Source organism: Aquidulcibacter paucihalophilus (assembly GCA_030285985.1).
In the GTDB taxonomy this organism is placed as follows: Bacteria; Pseudomonadota; Alphaproteobacteria; order Caulobacterales; family Caulobacteraceae; genus Brevundimonas.
Window position 1 is genome coordinate 2,519,789 of record CP127384.1, and the last position, 23,676, is coordinate 2,543,464.

26 protein-coding genes are annotated in these 23,676 nt (G+C 67.5%); 13 read left to right on the forward strand and 13 right to left on the reverse strand.

What is annotated here, in order from left to right:
- Positions 1-77: 77 nt before the first annotated feature.
- The 4 genes from cydB to thiE form a co-directional block, all read right to left on the reverse strand.
- The gene (cydB, locus tag KB221_12305) at positions 78-1,112 is read right to left on the reverse strand and encodes a cytochrome d ubiquinol oxidase subunit II (GenBank protein ID WIY70921.1); all 1,035 of its coding nucleotides are present in this window, start codon (positions 1,110-1,112) and stop codon (positions 78-80) included.
- The gene (locus tag KB221_12310) at positions 1,109-2,527 is read right to left on the reverse strand and encodes a cytochrome ubiquinol oxidase subunit I (GenBank protein ID WIY68860.1); all 1,419 of its coding nucleotides are present in this window, start codon (positions 2,525-2,527) and stop codon (positions 1,109-1,111) included. The genes cydB and KB221_12310 overlap by 4 nt, the downstream gene beginning before the upstream one ends.
- Before the next feature lie 92 nt (positions 2,528-2,619).
- Positions 2,620-4,302: an ATP-binding protein gene (locus KB221_12315; protein WIY68861.1), complete on the reverse strand. Its 1,683-nt coding sequence runs from the start codon at positions 4,300-4,302 to the stop codon at positions 2,620-2,622.
- Positions 4,303-4,369: 67 nt separating this feature from the next.
- Positions 4,370-5,029, reverse strand: coding sequence for a thiamine phosphate synthase (thiE, locus tag KB221_12320; GenBank protein WIY68862.1), 660 nt, complete (start codon positions 5,027-5,029; stop codon positions 4,370-4,372).
- 116 nt (positions 5,030-5,145) lie between these two features.
- Here thiE and KB221_12325 point away from each other — a divergent pair, with 116 nt between their 5' ends.
- The 5 genes from KB221_12325 to KB221_12345 all read left to right on the forward strand — a co-directional run bounded on the left by KB221_12325 (position 5,146) and on the right by KB221_12345 (position 8,235).
- Positions 5,146-5,331, forward strand: coding sequence for a (2Fe-2S)-binding protein (locus KB221_12325; GenBank protein ID WIY68863.1), 186 nt, complete (start codon positions 5,146-5,148; stop codon positions 5,329-5,331).
- 159 nt (positions 5,332-5,490) lie between these two features.
- Entirely contained in the window at positions 5,491-5,991 is a 501-nt protein-coding gene (bfr, locus tag KB221_12330) for a bacterioferritin (protein ID WIY70922.1), read from the forward strand.
- Positions 5,992-6,036: 45 nt separating this feature from the next.
- Positions 6,037-6,582, forward strand: a complete 546-nt coding sequence (locus tag KB221_12335; protein ID WIY68864.1) for a tryptophan-rich sensory protein — start codon at positions 6,037-6,039, stop codon at positions 6,580-6,582.
- A gap of 105 nt (positions 6,583-6,687) precedes the next feature.
- Positions 6,688-7,257: an elongation factor P gene (efp, locus tag KB221_12340; GenBank protein WIY68865.1), complete on the forward strand. Its 570-nt coding sequence runs from the start codon at positions 6,688-6,690 to the stop codon at positions 7,255-7,257.
- A gap of 174 nt (positions 7,258-7,431) precedes the next feature.
- On the forward strand, positions 7,432-8,235 hold the full coding sequence (locus tag KB221_12345; GenBank protein ID WIY68866.1) for an inositol monophosphatase family protein: 804 nt from the start codon (positions 7,432-7,434) through the stop codon (positions 8,233-8,235).
- Positions 8,236-8,582: 347 nt separating this feature from the next.
- Here the strand turns inward: KB221_12345 and KB221_12350 are convergent, their stop codons facing one another.
- The 7 genes from KB221_12350 to KB221_12380 all read right to left on the reverse strand — a co-directional run bounded on the left by KB221_12350 (position 8,583) and on the right by KB221_12380 (position 15,689).
- On the reverse strand, positions 8,583-9,290 hold the full coding sequence (locus tag KB221_12350) for a hypothetical protein (protein ID WIY68867.1): 708 nt from the start codon (positions 9,288-9,290) through the stop codon (positions 8,583-8,585).
- Positions 9,287-9,874 carry a hypothetical protein gene (locus KB221_12355; GenBank protein ID WIY68868.1) on the reverse strand — a complete coding sequence of 196 codons (588 nt, stop codon included), beginning with the start codon at positions 9,872-9,874 and terminating at the stop codon, positions 9,287-9,289. Before KB221_12355 ends, KB221_12350 begins: the two co-directional genes overlap by 4 nt.
- Positions 9,871-11,079: a 2Fe-2S iron-sulfur cluster-binding protein gene (locus KB221_12360; protein ID WIY68869.1), complete on the reverse strand. Its 1,209-nt coding sequence runs from the start codon at positions 11,077-11,079 to the stop codon at positions 9,871-9,873. Before KB221_12360 ends, KB221_12355 begins: the two co-directional genes overlap by 4 nt.
- Positions 11,080-11,565: 486 nt before the next feature.
- Complete coding sequence (locus KB221_12365; GenBank protein ID WIY68870.1) at positions 11,566-12,060, reverse strand: thioredoxin family protein; 495 nt, start codon at positions 12,058-12,060, stop codon at positions 11,566-11,568.
- A gap of 195 nt (positions 12,061-12,255) precedes the next feature.
- Positions 12,256-12,879, reverse strand: coding sequence for a class I SAM-dependent methyltransferase (locus tag KB221_12370; GenBank protein ID WIY68871.1), 624 nt, complete (start codon positions 12,877-12,879; stop codon positions 12,256-12,258).
- Between the two features lie 119 nt (positions 12,880-12,998).
- Positions 12,999-14,699, reverse strand: coding sequence for a DNA repair protein RecN (gene recN, locus KB221_12375; GenBank protein ID WIY68872.1), 1,701 nt, complete (start codon positions 14,697-14,699; stop codon positions 12,999-13,001).
- 144 nt (positions 14,700-14,843) lie between these two features.
- Positions 14,844-15,689 carry an outer membrane protein assembly factor BamD gene (locus tag KB221_12380; protein WIY68873.1) on the reverse strand — a complete coding sequence of 282 codons (846 nt, stop codon included), beginning with the start codon at positions 15,687-15,689 and terminating at the stop codon, positions 14,844-14,846.
- A gap of 221 nt (positions 15,690-15,910) precedes the next feature.
- Between KB221_12380 and KB221_12385 the strand changes: the two genes are divergently transcribed.
- The 7 genes from KB221_12385 (at position 15,911) to ychF (ending at position 22,117) form a co-directional block, all read left to right on the forward strand.
- Complete coding sequence (locus tag KB221_12385) at positions 15,911-16,846, forward strand: ribose-phosphate pyrophosphokinase (protein ID WIY68874.1); 936 nt, start codon at positions 15,911-15,913, stop codon at positions 16,844-16,846.
- Between the two features lie 85 nt (positions 16,847-16,931).
- Entirely contained in the window at positions 16,932-18,038 is a 1,107-nt protein-coding gene (locus KB221_12390) for a hypothetical protein (protein ID WIY68875.1), read from the forward strand.
- A 154-nt stretch (positions 18,039-18,192) separates the two neighbouring features.
- A complete protein-coding gene (locus tag KB221_12395) occupies positions 18,193-18,855 on the forward strand; it encodes a 50S ribosomal protein L25/general stress protein Ctc (protein WIY68876.1) in 663 nt (220 codons plus the stop codon).
- Positions 18,856-18,933: 78 nt separating this feature from the next.
- Entirely contained in the window at positions 18,934-19,575 is a 642-nt protein-coding gene (gene pth / locus KB221_12400) for an aminoacyl-tRNA hydrolase (GenBank protein ID WIY68877.1), read from the forward strand.
- Positions 19,576-19,648: 73 nt separating this feature from the next.
- Positions 19,649-20,119: a copper chaperone PCu(A)C gene (locus tag KB221_12405; GenBank protein ID WIY68878.1), complete on the forward strand. Its 471-nt coding sequence runs from the start codon at positions 19,649-19,651 to the stop codon at positions 20,117-20,119.
- Positions 20,120-20,137: 18 nt separating this feature from the next.
- Complete coding sequence (locus KB221_12410) at positions 20,138-20,959, forward strand: DJ-1/PfpI family protein (protein WIY68879.1); 822 nt, start codon at positions 20,138-20,140, stop codon at positions 20,957-20,959.
- 63 nt (positions 20,960-21,022) lie between these two features.
- Positions 21,023-22,117, forward strand: a complete 1,095-nt coding sequence (gene ychF, locus KB221_12415) for a redox-regulated ATPase YchF (GenBank protein WIY68880.1) — start codon at positions 21,023-21,025, stop codon at positions 22,115-22,117.
- Here the strand turns inward: ychF and KB221_12420 are convergent.
- The gene (locus KB221_12420; GenBank protein ID WIY68881.1) at positions 22,114-22,605 is read right to left on the reverse strand and encodes a hypothetical protein; all 492 of its coding nucleotides are present in this window, start codon (positions 22,603-22,605) and stop codon (positions 22,114-22,116) included. The genes ychF and KB221_12420 overlap by 4 nt on opposite strands.
- Positions 22,606-22,735: 130 nt before the next feature.
- Here KB221_12420 and KB221_12425 point away from each other — a divergent pair, with 130 nt between their 5' ends.
- Positions 22,736-22,999, forward strand: a complete 264-nt coding sequence (locus tag KB221_12425) for a hypothetical protein (protein ID WIY68882.1) — start codon at positions 22,736-22,738, stop codon at positions 22,997-22,999.
- 78 nt (positions 23,000-23,077) lie between these two features.
- Here KB221_12425 and KB221_12430 read toward each other — a convergent pair whose 3' ends face one another.
- Positions 23,078-23,608, reverse strand: coding sequence for a porin family protein (locus tag KB221_12430; protein ID WIY68883.1), 531 nt, complete (start codon positions 23,606-23,608; stop codon positions 23,078-23,080).
- Between the last annotated feature and the right edge of the window lie 68 nt (positions 23,609-23,676).

Here is a 23,676-nt window from a genome sequence, read left to right on the forward strand (position 1 = left end):
CGGCCAGCCCCGCGAACCAGGCCAGCCGCTTCCACAACGGGCCGGGCGCCTCTTCGGTTTCAGGCGGAGGTACGGGCTCAATGATGATAGCCGGACTCCGTGTCGACCTTGCCGCGGAACACCCAGTAGACCCAGGCCGTGTAGCCGAGGATGGCCGGCAGGATCGCGACCGTGCCCACCAGCATCAGGCCCAGCGCGTTGTCCGGCGCCGCCGCCTGACGGAAGTCGAGGGCGTAGGGCACGACATAGGGCATGAAGCTGACGGCCAGGCCGAAATAGCCGGACAGGAAGACGACGAGCGCGCCGATGAACGGCCAGAGATGCGAGCCCTTGCGCGCCATGACGAAGATCGCCGCTAGGCCCGCCAGACCCAGCGCCGGAATGGCCAGGCGCGGCAGGAGCATGTCCCAGGCGATCTGCACCTCGGCCGTATCGATCCCCCAGCGCATGCCGATGCGGTGGTGAACCAGCAGGGTGGCGACACTCACCGCAGCCAGCAGGAAGGCCACCGCGGCCGCCGATATCAGGCTCCAGCGACGGGCGTCGCCGTGCAGGTTGTCCCTGGTCTTCATCATCAGCCAGGTCCCGCCGAGCAGGGCGTAGCCCGCGACGATCCCCGCCGAGACCAGCAGGGTGTAGGGCGTAAGCCAGTCGAACGGCCCGCCGGCGAAGCGGTCGTTCTCGACCGTCACCCCCTGGATGAAGCCGCCGAGGATCAGGCCCTGGGCGACCGCGGTCAGGATGGAGCCGCCGGCGAACATCTGGGTCCAGAATTTGCGGCCGCGATTGCGGGCGCGGAAGCGGAACTCGAACGCCACGCCGCGCAGGATCAGCCCGGCCAGCATCAGCAGGACCGGCAGGTAGAAGGCGGGCATCAGCACTGAATAGGCCACCGGGAAGGCCGCCAGCAGGCCGCCGCCGCCCAGCACCAGCCAGGTCTCGTTGCCGTCCCAGACGGGCGCGACCGTATTCATCATCACGTCCCGGTCTTCCTTCGATCTCGCGAAGGGAAACAGGATGCCGATGCCCAGGTCGAAGCCATCAAGGGTGACATAGAGCAGGACGGCTGTGGCGATCAGCCCGGCCCAGATCAGTGGCAGGTCCAGCATCAGGCGTCTCCCGGCGTGGTGTCTTCGGGAGCCTTGGCCAGCGGCGATCCCGGTGCCCGATCTCCGCGCGGTGCGTGTTCGGCCAGGGCCGCAACCGGCCCCTCGGCCATGAGCCGGAGGATGAAGAGAGCCCCGGCCGTGAACACAACCGAATAGACCACGACATAGGCGATGAGACTGGTCGCGACCTCGCCGGCGGTGACGGGCGAAACGGCATCCCGCGTCTTCAGCACGCCATAGACAACCCACGGCTGGCGACCGACCTCGGTGACCATCCAGCCGGCGAGCACGGCGATGAAACCGGACGGGCCCATGGCCACGCAGAAGCGCAGGAACCACGGCGTCTCGAACAGTTTGCGACGCCAGATCAGGAACGCGCCCGCCGTCCCGAGGACGATCATCAGCAGGCCCAGGCCCACCATGATGCGGAAGCCGAAGAAGGGAATGAAGGGCGGCGGCTGATCCTCGCGCGGCCAGGCGTCCAGACCCTGGATCACCTCGTCGCGCGGCAGGTTCTGGACGGCGTTGCCCAGCCCCGGGATCGAGACCTCGAAATGGTTCTTCTGCGCATCCCGATCGGGGATGCCGAACAGATGCAGCGGCTGGTCGGACCGGGTCTCCCAATAGCCTTCGATCGCCGCCGTCTTGGACGGCTGGTATTTGTGCGTCACCTCGCCGGACAGGTGGCCGGCGACCAGTTGCAGGGGTGCGAGGACCGCGACCAGCCCGACCGCCATGACGAGCGCGATCCGGCTCTCGGTCCAGCCCGTGACGGCACCCTTCGCCCGGTCCTTGAGCACATGGAAGGCCGAAACCGCCCCGACCACCAGACCGGTGGTCAGGAAGGCCGCCAGCAGCATGTGGGCCAGCCGGGTGGGCAGGCTGGGATTGAAGATGACGGCCATGAAATCCGTGGCGCGAAGCGTGCCGTCGGCCAGGGTCTCGAACCCCTGCGGCGTCTGCATCCAGCTGTTGGCCGACAGGATCCAGAAGGCCGAAATGGTGGTGCCGACCGCGACCAGAACCGTGGCGAGGAAATGCAGCCTCGGCCCGACCTTCTTCCAGCCGAACAGCATGACGCCCAGGAAGGACGCTTCAAGGAAGAAGGCGGTCAGGACCTCATAGGCGAGCAGGGGTCCGATGACCCCGCCGGTCAGGCGGATGAACTCCGACCAGTTGGTGCCGAACTGGTAGCTGAGCACCACGCCGGAGACGACGCCCATGCCGAAGCTGAGAGCGAAGATCTTGACCCAGAACAGGTAGAGGACCTTGAAGGCATCGCGCTTCGTCCAGAGCCACAGCCCCTCGAGCACGGCCAGAAAAGCCGCCAGCCCGATGGTGAAGGCCGGGAACAGGATGTGGAAGGCGATGGTGAAAGCGAACTGCAATCGCGAAAGCAGCAGTGCGTCGAGTTCCACAGCGGTTGGTCCTCACAGGGTCGGGGGGCTTGTCCTGCGCCCCGGTCCGGCCCGTGTCCATGCACCATCCGCCGCGCGGCGGAACGCCGCGATCAGGCCGCCGGAAGTTCGACCCAGAAGGTGGCACCCTCGCCGGGTGCCGAGGTCACGCCGATGGAACCACCCTGCAACTCGACCAGCCGCTTGGCCAGGGCCAGGCCGATGCCGTGCCCCTCGACCGTCGAACGTTCGAGGCCGAGCCGATTGAAGGGTTCGAACAACTGGGTCTGCTTTTCGGCCGACAGGCCGCCGCCTCGGTCGATAACCTCAATCCGGACGCCGTCGTAGACCTTGCTGGCGCGGAAGATGACCACCCCGCCGGCACCCCCGTATTTGACGGCATTGGAGGCGAGGTTGGCGATCACCTGGGTCAGGCGCTGGGAGTCTGCGAGCGCGACCAGGCCGTCGCCTTCGCTGATCACGTCCAGCCGGATTCCGTGGGCGTCCGCCCGGAGCGCCGTCGTCCGGCGGACATCCTCGAGCACGCCGGGCACATCGGTCGGCCGCAGCTCGACCTTGACCGCGCCGGACTCGGCGCGGGCGACGTCCAGCAGGTCATGCGCCAGGGCCTCGACCTGCCGGGCGGTCTTGACCAGCATGTCCGCCATCTCGGCCTGGGTCTCCGAGACGGGGCCCAGTTGACCGGCCTTCCACAGCTCGCCGATGCCGATCACACCGCCGACGGGGCTCTTGATCTCATGGGCGACGTTGGCGAGCAGGCGCGACTTGGCCTCGGACGCCTTTTCGGCACGGACCCGACCCAACCGGGCCCGGTCGGCGAAGCGGTCGCGCTCTTCCAGCAGGGCGGCGACGAGCATGATCGGCAAATAGCCGAACAGCACGAGCAGCTGGGCCATCAGGGCCCGGTCGGCGCCCTCGAACGCCACGGCATAAGGACCGAAGCCTCGCATGCTGCCGCCGACAGCCAGTATGGAAATGATGATCAGCGCCGCAGTCACCCCGAGCATGCGGAGTCTGACGGCGATCAGCAGCAGCACCGGCATGGTGACGAAGCCGATCGGCAGAAGCTGCTGCGAGAAGACGGCGTAGCAAAGGCCTGTCAGCCCGCCCAGCAGGACCACGGCCTCGATGGCCCGGGCAGGGACGCGGTAGCGGGCGATTTCCCGCCTGTTCAGAGCCAGGCCAAAGCTCGACAGAACGGCGATGCTGAGCGCATGACCGAACCACCAGGTCTGGGCGGAGGCCATAAAATCAGCACCGGTCATCCACCACAGCATGCCGCTGGCGAACACCGCCGCGGGGATGGGGGCGATGACGGCGGCCGCCAGCAGGAAGCGGCAGGCGCCCTGCACAGAAGCCAGATTCAGGGTCGGGGCGAACCGCCGCGCCAGCAGAACGGCGAGGCAGATCTCCAGCATGTTGGCGACGGTGAACATCACCGTCAGCCCGATGGAGTTGCCAGCCAGCAACTCGCCGGCCGCGATCCCGGCAGCAATCAAACCGCCGAAAGACAGGTCATAGAGCTGGCCCCGCGACGTTCGCAGCCAGACAGCGACCGCGACCCCGGCCGCTCCCCAGAGCGCCGCCACTACGCCGGCGGACCGCGCAAATGTCAGGGACAGAACCACCAGAACCAGGACGGCCATGGCTGTGAAGATGGGTGCCATCGGCTGACCGAGGCCCGCCGGGCGCCCGGCGGCGCGCGCTATCGTCTTCGCCGCAACTTCGGCGCCGACGACGGGCTCAAGCGGGTCGAGCGCGCGGCTCATGGTCATCTACGGGTCCGAGCGGCGGGATGTCAGCGGACTTCCTAACCCGTCGCATCCTAATATCCCCTGAAGGTCAACCGGCTGTGGCGATAGACTGACACAACTCCCGGGCACCCGCCGCAGGTCCGTCCGGATGGTTCCAGACGGCGGCGCTCACCGCGACAAAGTCGGCCCCGGCCCGCGCCAGGTCCCCGGCAGTGGCAGCGGTGATCCCGCCGATGGCGACACAGGGGATCTCGACCGTCTCCTGCCAGATGGTCAGGATTTCCGGATCGGGTCGGTGGATCGTCTCCTTGGTCGCGGTCGGGAAGAAGGCCCCGAAGGCAACATAGTCCGCGCCCGCCTCGGCCGCGTCCATGGCCAGTTCCCGGCTGTCATGACAGGTCACGCCGATCATGGCGTCCCGACCCATCATGGTCCGCGCCGCACTGACCGTGCCGTCGGACTGCCCCAGATGGACGCCGTCGCAGCCCGATCGCGCCGCCAGATCGGCCCGGTCGTTGAGGATCACGGCCACGCCCCGCGACTGCGCCAGGGGCTTCAGTACCGCGACAGCGGCCAGCACGGCCGCATCGTCCGCGTCCTTGAGCCGGATCTGCAGCGCCGCCACGTCACCCGCGTCCAGGGCCGCCTCGAGGTCGCGCGCAAAGGCGGCGAGATCCGGGATGACCGGGGGTGTGATCAGATAAAGCCGGCAGGGCGGGCGCTCGGGAATGACGGGGGGTCTGGCCATGGCCCGGAAGTGCGACGGATGGACCGATCGGTCAACCGCACACTGCGAACGACTTGCATTCTCCACACGCCAACTGCTATAGCGAACCATTCGCAATCAGTCGGGTCCGCCCTTCCGTGTACGTCTGCAACTGCAACGGCCTTCGCAAACGTGACGTCGCCGCCGCCATCGAGGCAGGCGCGACGCGGCCGCGTGATGTCTTCGCCCGCAACCAGTGCGCCGTGCAATGCGCCCGCTGTGTCTGCGAAATGCGCGAGATGATCCAGGAAACGCGCCAGTCCTTCGCCATGGCTGCTGAATAGTCCCTGCCCTCCCTCACGGGAGATTCATTCGCATTTTCAATGTCGTGAGAAGTGTTCGCAGGTGAACATTTCCCGGTTTTGCGTGTTAAGACAGGCGCTCACAGACGGTGATTCATGACGGTCGGGCTGACCGCCGCGCCGCTGACGGAAAGAATGACGATGAAGGGCGATCCCGCGATCATCCGCACGCTCAACGCGGTGCTGACCAACGAACTGACGGCCGTGAACCAGTATTTCCTGCACGCCCGGATGTTCGAGAGCTGGGGCCTGAAACATCTCGGCCAGATCATCTACGACGAATCGATCGGCGAGATGAAACACGCCGACATGCTGATCAAGCGGGTGCTGTTCCTCGACGGCCTGCCCAACCTGCAGGACCTGCACAAGCTGAAGATCGGCGAGACCGCCGTGGAATGCCTCGGCGCCGACCTGCAGCTGGAGCTGGGCGGGCGCGAGACGGTGAAGGCCGGCGTGGCCCAGTGCGAGGCCGCCCAGGACTTCGTCAGCCGCGACCTCCTGATGCGCATCCTCAACGACACCGAGGAACACATCGACTTCCTCGAGGCGCAGTTCAAACTGATCGAACAGCTGGGCGAGCAGAACTATCTGCAGTCGGCCATGACCGAAATCGCTCCGGACAAGAGCGCGACCGGGAACTGACGACCGGGCCCGCTCATTCCGCTCCCGCTACGTGAGGGAGCCGGAATGACCACGATCGACGACGCACTCGATGACGTCCAGAACGCCGCGACCGACTTTCTCAACATCGGCGAGCGCAACGCCGGCCATGTGGCGCTGGGCGTGGCGGTGACCGTCGGCTTTGCGCTGGCGGCGACCCTGTTCGCGAGCCGGACCGTGCAGCCCCGCCCGCAGACGCTCGCCGATGATGACGCCCCCATCACCGAACGGCCGCGCGGGCCGTTGAGCCTGATCCTGCCGGCGGTGTTCTCGGTCACCACCCTGTCGGCCGTCCGTGTCTGGAACGCGCCATCGAGGCCTGAGCGTACGGCCGCGCTGGGCCTCTGGGCCGCGGCCCAGGCGTTGAATGCGGTGTGGATCGCCATGCGGCCTGCCAGCCGGGGCCTGCAGATCGCGGCGGCCATGTCCTCGGCGGGGCTGGCGGCGGCCTTCGCCCACGAGGCCCGCAAGCTGGACGAGGGTGCGGGCAAGCTGGCCTCTCCAACCGGCGGCCGCGTCCGCTTCGCCAACTTCATCCAGCGCAGGACCGAGCACCGTCCGACGGTCCATTGAGCGCCCGCATACGGCCCACGCCTTGCCGGATGACGCGGCTTCCTCTAGGGACTGCGCCCGTTCGCGCGCCGTCGCAGGCTGCGCCCAATCCCTTCCGAGACACCCATGGCGAAGATCAACGGCAACACCATCAAGCCCGGCATGGTCCTTGAGCACAACAAGGGCCTGTGGGTCGTGACCAAGGCCAGCCACGTCAAGCCCGGCAAGGGCGGCGCCTTCGCCAACGTCGAGGCCAAGAACCTCGAGACCGGCAACAAGCTGAACGAACGCTTCCGGTCGGAAGACAAGGTCGAGCGCGTCACGCTGGAGCAGAAGGAGTTCTCCTATCTTTACGAGCAGGGCGACGCCCTGGTCTTCATGGACGACGCTACCTACGAGCAGACCGAGCTGCAGAAGGACTGGGTCGGTGAGGACCGCGTCGCCTACCTCCAGGACGGCATGAAGGTCGTCATCGAAATGCACGAGGACCGGCCGATCGGCCTGACCCTGCCCGACCAGGTCACGCTGGAAGTCGTCGAGACCGAGCCCACCGTGAAGGGCCAGACCGCCTCGTCGTCCTACAAGCCCGCCATCGCCAACAACGGCGTCCGCATCATGATCCCGCCTTACATGGGCGTGGGTGAGCGGATCATCGTCGACACGACGACGGGCGAGTACGTTCGCCGCGCCGAGTAGCCGCTACGCGGGTGGTTGGTGATTGGTGGTTGGTGGTTGGTTGCGTCCTCGGCGGCGCCTGACCTGCAATCACCAATCACCAATCACCAACCACTCGGCCCCATCCGGGGCCGTTGAACTTCTCCGCATCTCCGGGCTGAGCGCCTTTCAGGACATGCGGACCAGGAGATCCCCATGGCCCTCGCCTCTGCCCTCGTTTCCGTCATGATCGACGCGGTCCGCAAGACCGCCCGGCCGATGCTGCGCGACTTCGGCGAGGTCGCCCAGCTGCAGGTGTCGCGCAAGGGGCCCGGCGACTTCGTCACGGCCGCCGACATCAAGGCCGAGGACACCCTCTACGAACTGCTGATGAAGGCCCGCCCCGGCTACGGCTTCCTGGGCGAGGAACGCGGCATGATCGAGGGGACCGACAAGTCCCACCTGTGGATCGTCGATCCGATCGACGGCACCACCAACTTCATGCACGCCATGCCGCATTTCGCGATCACGGTCGGGCTGCAGCGGACCGCGCCGGACGGCAGTTCCGAGATCGTCGCGGGCGTGACCTACAACCCCGTCATGAACGAGCTGTTCTGGGCCGAAAAGGGCAAGGGCTGCTATCTGAACGACCAGCGCATCCGCGTCGCGGCGCGCCGCGACCTGTCGGAAAGCCTGATCGCCACCGGCCTGCCCTTCATCGGCAAGACCGGCCACGCCCAGGCCATCAAGGACATCCACGCCATCGGCCAGCGCGTCGCCGGCATCCGCCGTCTGGGCTCGGCGGCGCTGGACTTCGCCTGGGTCGCGGCGGGGCGGTACGACGCCTACTATGAGCGCAACCTCCAGCCTTGGGACGTGGCGGCGGGCATCCTGTTCGTCACCGAGGCCGGCGGCATCGTCACCACCATCGACGGCGAGGGCCGCCCCGAGACGGGGGCCCAGATCCTGGCCACGAACTCGGACCTGCACCCGCAGCTGCTGAAGGTCCTGCGGGGCTAGTTCGCGGGGGGCGATAGTCTCGCTTTCCCGACAAAAAAGTCGCCGACAATCCCTGCCGGACCGGCCGGGCCTGTGAGACAGGGTTCGCCGGCCCCTGGACGGTGGCGGCGGCGGGTTCGGCAATGTCAAAGACCCAGGCCCGGCGGGCATTTCACCACTATGCACGCGCCTGCGTCAGAAACGGTCGTCGGGGCGGTTCCGGCGCGGTGATCGCACGCCCCCAAGGGTCGAAAGTCGACGATCACGGTCCTCAAGGGGCGAGAAGACACGGGGCGAGAAGACACACCCGGACGGTGGGGTTGCGGACGCAAGCCCTGGAGCCGGCGATGGCCTGGCCGACCCGGCGATCAGTCGTCGTCCTCGCCTCCCACTGACCGTCCCCCCCGGTGGCAGCGCGCACAATCGCTGATGTCGCGGATGCCCTCGTTCCTGTGTTCAGCCAGAATCTGGTCGGGCCGATGCTCATGGCAGCTGAAGCAGGTGTAGCGGCTGAGATCTCCGCCCGTATGGCAGGTCGCACAGCGCACATTGTGCGGGCCGGTCAGGGGGAAGAAGCGCTGGTGATCGAAGGTGGCGGGGGTCCAGGCGTCCGGCGTGTGACACGACGCGCAATTGCCCTGCACCGTGCGGTGAAAATCGTTGGCGGGCGGAACATGGCAGGTTGCGCACCGCGGACGAATGTCCGCCTTCAGCAGGTCATGGGAAAAGCGCGGCCGGCTCGGGTGACTGAGCTGAGGTTGGGCATGCACCGTGTGGCAGGCCAGGCAGTCCGTTGTGGCCAGGGCCTGGTGGAAGGGCGTCCTCGCGCGGGGCTGCATCAGGGTCTCGCCGGCGCTGGTCGACACGCCGATCGCCGCGACCGCGTGGCAGCCTGTGCAGCTTTCGGCGGGCACGGCCCGAAACGGCAGGTGGCAGGCCGCGCAGGCGACGGGTGGGTCTGAATGTCCCGCAGACAGCCGGCCGGGGCTGATCATGGCGTCCGGATAGAGGAATATGAGGGCGATCAGCACCGCAAGGTTGGCCGCGATGATCGCCAGTATCCATGGCCGCTTCATCGCCAGTTCCAATGCCAGAAGACGGCCAGGATATGGGCCAGGGCAAGCACCGCGAAGGCCAGCGTGACCGGATAGTGGACCGCCCGCCACCGCTTGACGACGTCAAACGTCAGGGTGTCCCAGTGGAGGCTCTGTTCCAGTTCCACGTCGGAAAGCCCCTGCGCCTGCAGCCGGGCACGCGCTGCCTCAAGCCGTGACCGCGCACGCTTCATGAGGAATTTGCCGGTCAGGCCGCTGGCGATGTTGATCAGCATGGCCCACACGGCCAACCAGGCGAGGATGGCGTTGAAATGGATGCCCGCGTGGACCAGCACCAGCAAGGAACCGGCCCAGGCCATCCGTTCGTGCAGCCGGAGCAGTCCTGCGGGCGAGGCGACCTTGATCCATTTCCGGCGGGCCGCTGAGTAGCCGAACGACCCGATGATCAGCAGCGTCCCCGGAATGCCCAGCCACCGACCGATCCATACCAGGTGGAGAAGATGCAGCAGGGCATCGATGAGAAGCGCCCCGCCACCCAGCATCAGCAGGGCAAGGTAGAAGGGCAGCACCTCGCGGCTGACCAGATGCGCGCGCCAGCCGGTCATGCGTCCAGCTCCAGGGCCGAGGACGGGGCGCAGACGCAGGGCAGGCAGTAGCCCTGCGCCACCTCCCAGTCCGGACGTTGATGGTAGCTGACCTCGCCCGAGACGAGGCGGGTCTCGCAACTGCCGCACTGGCCCGCCCGACAACCGGCGTCGATGGCGATACCGTTGCTCTCCGCAAACTCCAGCAAGGTGCCGGCCTGGCCGGTCCAGTCCACCGTGCGGCCCGACCGCAGGAAGCGCACCGGCAGGCGGACGACCGGGAGGCCCCCCGCGTCAGCCGGGATGTGGGCCGGGCGCGGCACCGAGGCCGGGCCAAAGGCCTCATAGTGCAGGTCGGCCTCGGCGACCCCGGCACGGCGCAGGGCGGGGACCAGGGCTTCCATCATCGGCGGCGGACCGCAAACATAGACGGCGCAGCGGCCAAGGGTCTGCAGGACCGGCTCTACCAGCGCCTGATCGACAAAGCCTTTCCGGTCGTAATCCTGACCCTCCACATCGCCTGGCAGGGGCCGGGCATAGACGACGGTCTGATCAAGGGCCGGACAGGACTGGAACAGCGTGCGGAGTTCCAGCCGGAAGGCGTGCACGGCGCTGTTCTGGACAGCATAGAAGAGATGGGCCCGGCGCTGCGGCGTCGTGCTGGCCAGCCAGCGCAACATGCTGACCATCGGCGTGACCCCGATGCCGCCCGCGATCATCACCACCGGCAGGTCGGGGTCCGGGTCGAGGTAAAAGGCACCTGAAGGCCCTCGCACCCGGATCGTGTCGCCGACCTGGACATGGTCATGAAAATAGCCGGAGCACCGACCCGGCGGCAGATCCGGTCGCTCCGGGGGAGACGGGACACGCTTGATCGTGATCCGATAGAGACCGGGTTCCGGCCGGTCCGACAGCGAGTAGCACCGGACCACCGGACACGCCTCGCCCGGAGGGGTCAGGGACACCGTCAGGAACTGACCGGGGTGAAAATCCGGCAGGGGTCGACCGTCGACCGGAGCGAGGTGAAAGGAGCACTGGGACCCGTCCGGGTCCTCAAGGGTTCGTCGCACGATCCGGAATGCGCGCCATGGCGGCCCCGCAGCGGGTTCCGGCGATGCCCGGGGGCTGACCTGCCGACGGCTCAACCAGGCCCCGAGACCGCCCCAGATGATGATCTGGATCAGCGCCGCCCAGCCAATATATCCGAGCAGCTGGGACGCGGTCATCGGTGGTCGGGAACCACCGGCAGGCCAGTGAGAGACCCGTCAGCCGCGGAACAGCCAGTCACTGGATAGCCGTGAACCGGCCGGCGCGGTTCTGATCGGGCTCGGAAACGGAACCGGACGGGCATGGGTGCACGGTGCCTCCGGAACCGGCCTGACGCCTTGTTCTGGCGCAATGCTGCGGGTTCGGCCCGTGCGGGACCGCCGGAGTCAGCCCCTCAGGCCATTGGCCGCTTCCGACCCGAAGCGGACCTCCTGACTATTGCTCGTCCTCGGGTCGTAGTGGCGACCGATGCCAATCAAACTCAGCCAGGAGGCTTGCTGCCTCTCCATCGTATTCCGGTCGATCATGATGGATGTGGTTGGCGAGTGGCTGCAAGACGCCTTCCTCAAATCCCTGCTGACGAAACGTGCCGGCCAGTTTTCGCTGCCGCGCCAGCTCACTGGCCACTGCCAGCAGCTGTCGCCTGGTCGGCGGGTCTTACCGGTTCAGAGTTGCAGGTCGGCCAAGGCTGCCAACTCATCGTAGATTGCGTCGCCCGTGCGACTCCCGGCGTTCCCCCAACGGGTTGCCGTCGTCGGGTTCACCAGAACACCGTCACCTGTCAGCACCAGCACATTCGGCAGACCCGGCAACTCCTGAATGCCGAACCGGGTGGCGATGCCCAGATTGTGTCCATCACCGCTGCTTGGCATTCCGATATTCACGAAGACCAGTTCGTACTTGCGTTCGATCAGTTCGGCGAAGCGATCGGTAGCCAGCCAACCGGCGAGGGCGCGGCTGTCGCCGCACCAGTTGGCTCCCATCACCAACAGGACCCGTTTGCCCGACTGCCTGGCCCGCGCCAACGCAGCGTCCACGTCGGCCGACGCGTTCTCGCTCACGAGATAGGAGCGGGCTTCCGGCTTGCTCGCAGTGTCAGGCGCGGACGCACAAGCCGCCACGGCCAACGCCGCCGAGACGATCAGCGCAACTCGTTTCACCGGGCAATCTCCTGTGGAAGGCGCGCTCAGCGGTGATCAGGCACGCGGTGTCGCCGTCTAGGCGGCCCGGTTCGCCACGAATTCCAGGATGGGTCAAGCTGCGGCCGCGTCCCGGGCACCCTTCCGCGACGGATCGGCACACGGTGCGCCCCGTTTCAGCGAACGACGGATCGGGGGGCGGTGGCTGAAGGACCGTCAGCCCGGGCGGGCCTCGCCCCATTCACACCAGCCGAACGCACGGGGAGTCCCGGGCAGATACATCGTCTCGACTTGCTCGATGACGAGGCCCGCCGCTTCAATCGAGGCGGTTACCGGACGGGTCAGGTGACAGCCGCCGGCCAGGGGGTGCCAGAAGGGCTCGATGCGCCGCTGCCACCGCTGCACCCCGGGATCGGGCGACAGGCCATGCTCGCTGTAGAGAAAGGTGCCCGACGTCTTGAGGACCCGGCGGGCCTCGGCCAGGACCGCAGCCGGGTTCTGGACCGAGCAAAGCGTGAAGGTGCAGACGACCGTGTCGAAACTCCGGCTGTCGAACGGCAGCGCCTCGGCCCGTCCCGCGACGATCTCGACCGTCAGGCCTGCCGGTCGAGGGGCGTCCTCGGCCAGGTCCCGCAGACCTTCAGAGGGATCGACGCCCGTGACGCTCTCCACCCGGTCGGGATCGTAGAAGGCCAGGTTGAGGCCGCCGCCGATGCCGAGCTCCAGCACCCGTCCGCGCGCGCGGGGCACGATCTTCGCCCTCTGCCTGCGGATGGGCTTCGCACCGCAGGCACAGCCGATCAGACGCGGCAGGATCTGTCGATCATAGAAGCTGCTCACGCTGCCCCCCCCTCAAGCCATCGCCGTGACAAGCCAGGCCGAGCCGGCCATCATCACACCCTGACCGGGCCTGTGCCCGGCGGTGAAAAGCGACAGCAGATCGTCCCCGGCGCTTCCCGTCACCCGATCAGCGATCTCGCCGCCGCCCGCGCCTCGTCCGTGACCACCGCCCCCGAGAGCATCCGCGCGATCTCTTCCCGCCGCGCTTCATCGTCCAGCGCATCCACCGTCGTCATGGTCATCCCGCCCGTGTCGGCCTTGCGGACCTTCCAGTGAGCGTGGCCGCGGGCGGCGACCTGGGGGCTGTGGGTGACGACCAGGACCTGGGCGCCGCGCGAGAGGCGCTCCAGGCGGGCACCGACGGCGGAGGCCACGGCACCGCCGACGCCCTGGTCGACCTCGTCGAAGATCATCACCGGCTGGCGCTGGTCCTCGCGGCCGGCCAGGGCCGCCTTCATGGCAAGGGCGAAGCGGGCCAGTTCGCCGCCCGAGGCGATGGCGTCCAGCGGGCCGAAGGGGGTGCCGGCGTTGGTGGCGATCTCGAAGCGGACCGTCTCGACGCCCAGGGGGCCGCGACGACCCTCGGTCACCGGCTCGAAGCCGACGCGGAAGCGGGCGCGCTCCAGTTTCAGCGGCGCCAGTTCTTCCATGACGGCGGCGGTCAGCCGGTCGGCGGCGGCCTCACGGGCGGAGGTCAACAGGATGGCGGCGACGTCATAGGCCTCGCGCGCGGCGGAGGCGGCGCGTTCGGCGGCGCTGATGGCCTCGGCCCCGTCCTCGATCAGGCGCAGCTGTTCGCGGAAGCGGAGACGCAAGGTCGGCAGGCTGTCGACCGAGGTGTTCAGCTTGCGGGCGGCGGCGCGCAGGGCGAACAGCCGCTCCTCGGCCTTGTCCAGACGGCCGGGCTCGAAGTCGAAGGCGTTGGCGGCGGCGTCGACGCAGGCGATGGCCTCTTCCGCCTCGACCATGGTGCGGTCGATGGCCTCGGCAGCGGCGGCCAGTTTCTGCAGCAGGGGGTGTTCGGGGTCGGTACCCGCCTGTCCGGCCCGGGTCCGGGCATGTTCGACCGCGCGCAGGGCCGCCGACAGCTTCTGGGACAGCTTGTCACCGCCCAGGGAGGCGCGGGCGTCGGCAAGGTCGGCCACGGCCTTCTCGGCGGCGCCGAGGATGGCGCGTTCGCCGGCCAGTTCGGTCTCCTCGTCGGCGCGCGGGTCGAGGTCGTCGAGGTCGGCGAGGTTCTGCGTCAGTTCCTCGGCCCGCGAGGCGGCGTCGGCGGCGGCGGCCTTGAGGTCGGCGACGGTGCGTTCGGCCGTCTTGAGCTTCTCGGCGGCGGCGGCGACGCCGTCCAGCTGGGGCTGCAGGCCGCCGTAGTTGTCGAGCAGGGCGCGGTGGGTCTTCCAGTCCAGCAGGCCGACGGTCTCGTGCTGGCCATGCACCTCGACCAGGGCCTGGCCGATCTCGCGCAGGGCGGTGACCCCCGCCGGCTGGTCGTTGACGAAGGCGCGGCTGCGGCCGTCGGCGGCGAGGGTGCGGCGCAGGATCAGCTCCTCACCCGGGGCGACGTCGAAGCCCCGCTCGCTGATCATGGCGATCAGGGCCGGGTCGTCGGGAGCGGTGAAGACGGCGGTGGCCGAGGCCTGTTTGGCGCCGGCGCGAACAAGGCCGGCGTCGGCCCGGGCACCGAGCGCCAGGCCGAGGGCATCAAGGATGATCGACTTGCCGGCCCCGGTCTCGCCGGTCAGCACGGTCAGGCCGCCATGGACCTCGAGGTCGAGCGCATCGACCAGCACGATGTCGCGGATGGAGAGGGCGGTCAGCATGGACGCGGTCCGTCGAGGGTCACGGGGCCGGAAACGCAGGGATCAGGATGAGGCAAAGCGAATCGGTCTCTCGGGCGACGCCGGAGAATGCTGGCCATTCGCGCCCCGGGTAAAGCCCGAGACTAGCGGAACATATCGGAAACGTCAGCCCGGAATGATGCGGCGCAGCCAGCTTTCGCGCTGGGCGGTCGGGGCGACGTCGGGGGTCCGGCCCTCTTCGGACAGCAGGGCATAGGCTTCGGCATACCAGGGGCTGCCCGGATAGTTGAAGCCGAGCACGGCACCGTTGCGGGTGGCCTCTTCCTTCAGGCCCAGTTCGAGGTTGACCTCGACCAGGCGGTAGAGGGCCTCGGGCGTGTGCGAGGTACGCTGGTAGGCTTCGTTGTCGATCACCGCCTTGTAGCGGTTGATCGCGGCCAGCGGCTGGCCGGCGCGCTGGTAGTAACGGCCGATGGCCATTTCCTTGCCGGCCAGCTGGTCGTTGACCATGTCGATCTTGACCGTGGCGTCGATGGCGTAGGAGGTGCCGGGGTAACGGCGCTGCACATCCTTCAGCCCGTCCAGCGCCGCCTGGGCATAGCCCTGGTCGCGGCCCACGTCGGTGATCTGTTCGAAATTGCACAGGGCCTTCATGTAGAAGGCGTACGGGGCCGAAGGATTGCCCGGGAACAGCTGGATGAAGCGGTCCGAGGCCGCGATGGCCTCAACGTAATTGTTGTTCTGATAGTAGGCGTAGATCTGCATCAGGATCGAGCGACGCGACCACTCCGAATAGGGGTGCTGGCGTTCGACTTCCTGGAAATAGTCGATCGCATCGGCCCAGCGGTTGCTCTGCAGGCGCTGGTAGCCGGTGTTGTAGAGCGCCTCGACGGGCCGTTCTTCATAGGCCAGGCGCGGCCGCTCGGGGCGGGTGCCGCAGGCGGAGATCGTCAGGGCCGAAGCCGCCACGGTGGCCAGGATCAGGCCGGCGCGGAATTTGGAAGCAGGCAAGGACGACCTCAACTTGAAATGCCGGCGGGTGCGGACCCCGTCGGCGCCCCCGAAAAACGAGACGCGATCTCTACACCAGCGAACCTGCCCACGCCAATGCACGAAGAAGAGCACCTAATTGAAGCGCTGCGCCTTGTGGCCGGGCCGTCCGCTGGTATGTAGCGCGCCAGCGCCGCGGAAGCATTCTCAGCCGGGCGATGACGGCGAAAGGATGACCGGACATGAAGCTGCTCTCTGGCAACTCCAACCGGATTCTGTCCCAGGCCATTGCGGCCCACCTCGACATGCCCCTGACCAAGGCCCAGGTGAAGCGGTTCGCCGACAACGAGGTCTTTGCGGTCATTGAGGAAAATGTCCGCGGCGAGGACGTCTTCGTCCTCCAGTCGACCAGCTATCCGGCCAATGACAATCTGATGGAACTGCTGATCATGACCGATGCCCTGGTGCGGGCGTCGGCGCGGCGGATCACGGCGGTCATGCCCTATTTCGGCTATGCGCGGCAGGACCGGAAGACCGGCGGCCGGACACCGATCTCGGCCAAGCTGGTGGCGAACATGATCACCCGGGCCGGGGCGCACCGGGTGCTGACGATGGATCTGCACGCCGGCCAGATCCAGGGCTTCTTCGACATTCCGACCGACAACCTCGTCGCCACCCCCGTGCTGGCCCAGGACATCAAGGATCACTATCCGCGCGGCGACGACCTGATGATCGTCTCGCCCGATGTCGGCGGCGTCGTGCGGGCGCGGTCGCTCGCCTCCCGTCTCAACGCCGATCTGGCCATCGTCGACAAGCGCCGGGCCCGGGCCGGCGAGAGCGAGGTCATGAACATCATCGGCGACGTCCAGGGCCGGCGCTGCATCCTGTTCGACGATATCGTCGACTCCGGCGGCACCCTGGTTAACGCCGCCAAGGCCTTGATGGACAAGGGCGCGACCGAGGTGTCGGCCTATATCAGCCACGGGGTGCTTTCGGGTCCGGCCGTGCAGCGGATCACCGACGGACCGCTGAAGGAACTGGTGATCACCAACTCGATCGAGCAACCGCACGAAGTTTTGAACTGCGGGAAAATCCGCACGGTTTCCGTGGCACCGCTGATCGGAGAGGCTATCCGGCGGATCGCCAACGAGGAATCGGTCTCCAAGCTGTTCGATTAACGGTCGGAAAACGGTTCTCCGCGCGTTATAAGCCCTTCAAACTTTCGGCGCCTCGACGCGCCGTGCGTCCTTGTGGGGATTTCGCATGTTCAAGGCACTTTCGCGTCGCGGCCTTTCGTTGGCTGCCGCAGCCGCCGCCGCCGTTCTGGCCAGTTGCGCGACCCCGGAGCCTGAACCGGCTCCCGCGCCGCCGCCTCCGGCCCCGGTCTATGCCCCCCTGCCGGCCGTCAGTCTGAACGAGGGCGTGGCCCAGGCCGCCTCCATCTATGTCGCCTTCATGCGCGAGGCGAGCACCATCCAGGCCGGCTTCACCAGCGCCGAGGCGATCCAGGCCGCCATCCGCCGCGGGGCCTCCTATGAGCCGGCCCAGCTGTCGCGCGGCATGATCGCCTACGGTTCGATCCTGGCGCTGCAGTCGCCGGAGTTCGTCCAGGGCGTGCGTGCGATCGCCGCCGACCCCGCGAACCGTCGCCAGATGATCGACCGCATCGTGGCGGACCCCGCCTATGCCGCCACCCTGCCGGGCGCCGATGCGGCCGCCGGCCTGATCATCGGCACCATTGGCCGCGATTCGGCGGCCATGCTGGTCATCGCCGACGCCGTCGAGGCCGACGCCTACACCATCCAGGCCCGCAACGACCCGCGCCGTCGCTGGGCCGTCGCCCACATCACCGACCGAGTGACGCGACTTGAAGGCGCCAAGGCCCTGTCGGCGGTGCAGATGCTGCCGTCGGCCGAGGAATCCGCCCGCCTGTTCGCCGCCGCCAACTCGGGGGCCGGCCTGTCGCTGAACCCGTCGCGCTCGGGCCCGCCCTATACGCCGGCCATCGCCCGGTCGCTGTCCATCGCCGCCCTGGCCGCGCTCGGGGCCGGTGGCGAGGACGCCCGGGCCAATACGGAGGCCCTGACGGTCGAGCAGAACAGCGAGTTCTGCCTCAACATGTCCAAGCTGATGCTGTTCCAGTGCCTGGCGGCGTCACGCCCCAGCTACGAGGACATGTTCTGCGTCGGCCGCCATGTGGCCCGCGACCTGGCCACCTGTACGGCCCAGAACATCACCCCCGCGCCCGTGGAAGCCTCGGAGACAGCCGTGGCCGGCGCGGCGGATTCCGCCCCCGTTCAGACGCCCGTGGCCGAGGCCGCGGCGGCGGCTTCGGCGTCCGCCACCGCGGCCCTGAACAGCGGGCGCTGACGCTCGTTTCCATTCTGGCGTCGCAATGACGCCTGGGGCGGTTGCGTCAGCCCCGGTTGGCGTGTAATGACCCGCGCTCTTGAATTCAGGGTCCGGAGACCCCGCCGCGAGGGCTGACTGGTCAGCGCGGCGTTTGTGTTGTTGAGGCGAGGCGATGGCCGAGATCATTCTGAACGTGGACGTCCGTAGCGGCGTCGGCACTGGTGGCGCTCGCGCCGCGCGCCGCGCGGGCATGGTCCCGGGCGTGCTGTACGGCGGCGACAAGGCCCCCGTGGCTATCTCGGTGAACGAGCGCGACTTCCGCAAGTCGCTCTACACCGGCAAGCTGCTGGGTCACCTGGTGACGCTGAAGTACGGCACGGAATCGCAGCCGGTCATCGCACGCGATGTCCAGTTCGACCCGGTCACCGACCGTCCGCTGCACTTCGACCTCATGCGGGTCGACGAAACGCAGACGATCAAGATCGAAGTGCCGGTGCACTTCATCAACCAGGACAAGTGCGAAGCCTTCCGTCAGGGCGCGACCCTGGAAGTCGTCCGTCACTCTGTCGAGGTGAAGGTCCGCGCGGATCACATCCCGGAAGACCTGATCGTCGACCTGGCCGGCCACAAGATGGGCGACACCATCCGCTGGACCGACCTCAAGGGCACCAAGGACGTCGAGCCGACCATCACCGACCGCGATTTCGTGATCGCCGCGATCAAGACGTCTTCGGCCGCCATCTCGGCCGCTGCTGACGATGCTCACGACGCCGAAGTCGAAGCGACCGAACAGGCCGCCAGCGAAGCTGCCGCGGAAGACACCGCCGAGGGCTGATCGCCTTTCGACAAACTGCTACTGGAACGGCCCCTTCCGGAAACGGACGGGGCCGTTTCCTTATCCGGACCTCGCGCCATGATCATCATCGCCGGCCTGGGCAATCCGGGCCCCAAATACCAGGGCAACCGCCACAACATCGGTTTCATGGCCGCCGATGAGATCGCGCGCCGCTGGTCGTTCGGTCCCGAGCGGGCAAAATTCCAGTCGGTGATCCGCGAGGGCGAGGTCGCGACGGCCGGCGGTCCTGTGCGCATCCTGCTGATGAAGCCGCAGACCTATATGAACGAGAGCGGCCGGGCCGTGGCCGAGGCGGCGCGCTTCTACAAGGTCCAGCCCGCCTCGGTGATCATCTTCCATGACGAGATCGACCTGGCCCCCGGCCGTTTCCGGATGAAGACCGGTGGCGGGGCGGCCGGCCAGAACGGCGTGCGCAGCCTGATCAGCCAGCTCGGCCCCGACTTCCGCCGTGCCCGCATGGGCGTGGGCCACCCCGGCGCGCCGGAACTGGTGCACGGCCATGTGCTGAGCGACTTCCACAAGGCCGACCGGACCTGGCTGGAACCGATGCTGGACGCCGTCGCCAACGCCCTGCCCTTCGCCCTTGCCGGTGACGACGACCGCTACCAGGCCGAGGTCATGCGCCTGGCCCCCGCTCCCAAATTCAGCCCCCGTCAGGCGGCTGAGAAGGCGGCCCGGGACGCCGACCGGGGCGATTAACCGCCCTTCCCTCGCCGCCGGCCCGGCTGTACGGCCGGGACCACATTGTCTGCCGCCGCAAAGGCCTGATCTGATGACCCGCTCCCCGCTTCTCGCTCTCGCCCTGCTGTCCCTGACCGCCTGTAACAACTCGGGCAGCTACGACGGCGGCGAGCCGGCGACGGTGCAGGTCTCGGGAGCCGTCTGCCGTCCGACGCCGGTGGGCCGCCAGATGACCGGCTGCTATCTGACCCTGACCAGTGCGACCGCAGACCGGCTGGTCAGCGTCGCCAGCCCTGACGCCAATCTGGTCCAGATCCACGAGAGCCGGATCGAGAGCGGCATGATGATGATGCGCGAACTCCGCGAGGGCCTGCCCCTTCCCGCGGGTGAGACCGTGGCCCTTGCGCCGGGCGGCAATCACCTGATGCTGCTGGGGGTCAAGGAGCCGCTGGTGGCAGGAGATACAGTCGCCCTGACCCTGACGTTCGAGGCGTCACCGGCCGTCGAGGTGACCGCGACCGTCGGTCAACCTGCCCCGGCCGCTTCATCTGCACAGCCATAGAATAGAGAGGATATCAGCGTGCTTGTTTCGAACCGTCGAACCGCCTTGCTGATGGGCTTTCTGGCCGCCCTCTATCCGGCCTCGGCCATCGCACAGGACTCCCGCGAGCCCGTCGAACCCGACCACACCATGGACGACATTCCCCCCTCCTGGTCGAAACCCGACCAGATCGCGATGCTGGCCTATCCGGGGATGACCCTGCTCGACCTCGTCGGGCCCCAGTACATGTTCGCCTCGCTGCTGGGAGCGACAGTTCACATTGTCGGCCGGAACCTTGAGCCGGTGACCACCGACACCGGGGTCACCATCCTGCCGACAACGACCTTCGACGCCTGTCCCGCCGATCTGACAGTCCTGTTCGCGCCGGGAGGGACGGCAGGGACACTTCAGGCCATGGCCGATCCTGCCACCCGGGCCTTTGTCTCCGATCGCGGCTCGCGCGCGGCCTGGGTGACGTCCGTCTGCACCGGATCAATGATCCTGGGGGCCGCAGGCCTCCTTGACGGCTTCCGGGCGACATCACACTGGATCGCCAAGCCCCATCTGGCGACCTTCGGGGCGGTGCCGACGGACGGTCGCGTCGTGCGGGACAGAAACCGGATCACGGGGGGCGGTGTGACCGCAGGGCTGGATTTCGGGCTGGAGCTGATCGCCCTGCTCCGCGATCCGACCTATGCCCAGGCCGTACAGTTGATGTGCGAATATGACCCCGACCCGCCGTTCCGGTCCGGCTCGCCCGCGACCGCAGACCCGGCGGTCGTCCAGATCGTATCGGGCATGTTCGAGGGATTTTCGCAGCAACTGGGCAATGTTGCGACCGGGTTGGCTGCACGGACCTGACAAACGCGTCCTGAGGGTCTAAAGGCTCGCGCCTCACGAAGCCCCGCCGGATTCCAGAACCCCATGGCCCTGAAAGTCGCGATCGTCGGCCTGCCCAACGTCGGCAAGTCCACCCTGTTCAACGCCCTGACCAAGACGGCGGCGGCGCAGGCCGCCAACTATCCGTTCTGCACCATCGAGCCCAATACGGGTGACGTGGCCGTGCCCGAGCCCCGGCTGGAGGCCCTGGCGGCCATCGCGGGCTCGAAGGAGATCATCCCGTCGCGGATCACCTTCGTCGACATCGCCGGCCTGGTGCGTGGCGCATCCAAGGGCGAGGGCCTGGGCAACCAGTTCCTGGCCAACATCCGCGACTGCGACGCCGTGGCCTTCGTGGCCCGTTGCTTCGTCGATGACGACATCACCCACGTCGAGAACCGCATCGACCCGATCTCGGACCTCGAGATCATCGAGACCGAACTGATGCTGGCCGACCTCGAAAGCCTCGAGAAGCGCGTCGTCAACGTCGAGAAGAAGGCCAAGGGCGGCGACAAGGACGCCCAGCAGACCCTGCGCCTGATCAACATGGCCCTGGCACCCCTGCGCGCCGGCAAGCCCGCGCGCGTGGTCCAGGTCGACAAGGAGGATCAGAAGGCCTGGCACATGCTGCAACTGCTGACCTCCCTGCCCGCCCTCTATGTCTCCAATGTCGACGAGAACTCGGCCGACAAGGGCAATGAACTGTCCGACGCGGTCGCCGCCCGCGCCGCCCAGGACAATGCCAAGGCCGTGGTCATCTCGGCCAAGATCGATTCCGAACTGGCCGTGCTGGACGAGGCCGAACAGGCCGAATTCCTTGAGAGCCTCGGTCTGGCCGAACCGGGCCTGAACCGCCTGATCCGCGAGGCCTACGCCCTGCTGGGCCTACAGTCCTATTTCACCGTGGGCCCCAAGGAGGCGCGCGCCTGGACCATTCCGATCGGCGCCACGGCCCCTCAGGCGGCGGGCGTGATCCATACCGATTTCGAGAAGGGCTTCATCCGCGCAGAGACCATCGCCTTCGAGGACTTCGTCGAGCTCAAGGGCGAGGCCGGTGCCCGCGCGGCGGGCAAGCTGCGCGCCGAGGGCAAGCCCTATGTCGTCAAGGACGGCGACGTGATGAACTTCCTGTTCAACTAGGGAGCCGGCACCGGGAGTGTAGCGGCGGCCGGCGTGGGACACCGCGCCAGGCTGATAACCGCATTGTTCCGGTTCAGCCAGGTCAGGCGCATGCTGTCACCCTGCACCGCCATCCGGATCCGTTCGCTCGAGGTCTGGCCTTCAGAGGCGCAGGCCAGCACCGCCTCATAGCCGTCCGCGACCTGGCTGATCGACAGGATACCGCAACTGTTCTCATAGCCCTCGAACCGGGTGGTGGTGATCTCGATGGGCCGTTCGGGTCCCTGAGGGTTGGCGCACCAGGCCGCATTGGCGGCCCAGCGGCCGACGAAGGTCTGCGGCCCTGACCCCGGCATGATGGAGCCGACGCCCGGCGGAGGTGTCGGTGCAGGGGCTTCAGCCTCCGGCGTGTCGATCGGCGCGGCCGGATCGGTCGGCGCATTGATCTCCGACTGCCCGCAGCCGGCGAGGACAAAAACGACAAGGATGAGGAAGCGAAATGAGGTCATCGAACAGGAACGCCGTTCGGCCGTCGCGGCTCCGAACTTTCCCCCTCATCACGAATTCGCGGTCACGCTTGCATCGTCCGCGAGATTTTGCGACCGGTTCGCTTGTGTCGAGAACAAGGGGGCGTCCCGCATGACTCAGAACACCAATCCATGGGCGAAACAGATCGATCCGCTGGCGCAGGACATCGCCGCGGTGCTCAGAAGCATGGGCGGTTCAGCTCACCAGCGCGACGTCGTCCAGTGCATCGCCGCCATGAAGCGACAGCGCGGCGAGACCGTCGCCCAGGACCTCGCCCACAAGATCGTCGAGGCCTTCGAACGCTATCGCGACCTGTTCTTCAGACCCTTCGGCGAGGGCTCGATGCGCTGGGCCCTGCACCCCGGCGTCGCCTGACCCCTTGCTGAAACCGGCCAACGAAAAGGCGCGCACCCCGCGAGGGATGCGCGCCTTCGTCATTCAGGCCATCCGGTCCTAGAAGCGGCGGACGTAGCTCAGGCCGTAGGTGTCCAGCTCACCGCCGTTGTCGTCGGTGAAGTCGCGACGGGTCCAGTCGGCGCGGACTCCGTTCTGGTTGTCGAAGAAATAGTTGGCACCGGCGCCGTAGTTGACGCTCTCGCCGTCTTCGGTCGCGGTGAAACCCGCAACGTCAGCCTTGATCTGGGTCGTGCCGTAGCCGACGCGACCGAACAGTTCGAAATTCGGGCTGATCGGCAGGGTGGCGACGCCATAGGCCGCGACGTCGTACTCATGGGACAGGTCGCCGGTCACGGCACCGACGGTGACGTCGTCGTCCTTGACGCCGAACGAGGCTTCACCCTCGACGCCGAAATACGGGGACATTTTGGCGGTCACCCGGCCGGTGATCGCGCCCAGGTCGGCGTCGTCGCCGTCCAGCACGGTGTAGCCCACCGAACCCGAAACCTGCGGGGAAGAGATGCTCTGGGCCATGGCCGGCGCGGCAATCAGAGTAAGCGCGGCGGTGGCGAGAAGAATGTTACGCATTGTTTCTTGTATCCTCTAGATGTGGTGACCGTCAGTCACCAGCCCCATCCAGCGAAACCCAAATGGGC